The 406-nt window shown below is 44.6% G+C and carries 2 tRNA genes; both read left to right on the plus strand.

The annotated features are described in order from the left end of the window. The first annotated feature begins 50 nt into the window (after positions 1-50). Positions 51-127, plus strand: a tRNA-Pro gene (locus RUW00_RS22835). A gap of 4 nt (positions 128-131) precedes the next feature. Continuing rightward, positions 132-207, plus strand: a tRNA-Ala gene (locus RUW00_RS22840). The last annotated feature ends 199 nt before the right edge of the window (positions 208-406 follow it).

Raw genomic sequence — 406 nt, forward strand, 5'->3', positions numbered from 1 at the left:
AAGGTTAGGGGTTCGACTCCTCTCGGGCGCGCCATAATATTTTTAAAAATCGGGAAGTAGCTCAGCTTGGTAGAGCACATGGTTTGGGACCATGGGGTCGCAGGTTCGAATCCTGTCTTCCCGACCACTTCGGGGCCTTAGCTCAGCTGGGAGAGCGCCTGCTTTGCACGCAGGAGGTCAGCGGTTCGATCCCGCTAGGCTCCACCATTTATAAAAAAACATGTTGACTTTAAGAGAAACTTATTATATACTTAAAAAGTTGCTTGAGAAAGTGAACAAAATGATCTTTGAAAACTAAACAAGACAAAACGTACCTGTTAATTCAAAGTTTTAAATAAATCGCACAGCGATGTGCGTAGTCAGTCAAACTACTTTATCGGAGAGTTTGATCCTGGCTCAGGACGAA

This window comes from Bacillus sp. IS1 (assembly GCF_032461585.1).
Classification (GTDB): Bacteria; Bacillota; Bacilli; order Bacillales; family Bacillaceae; genus Bacillus; species Bacillus velezensis.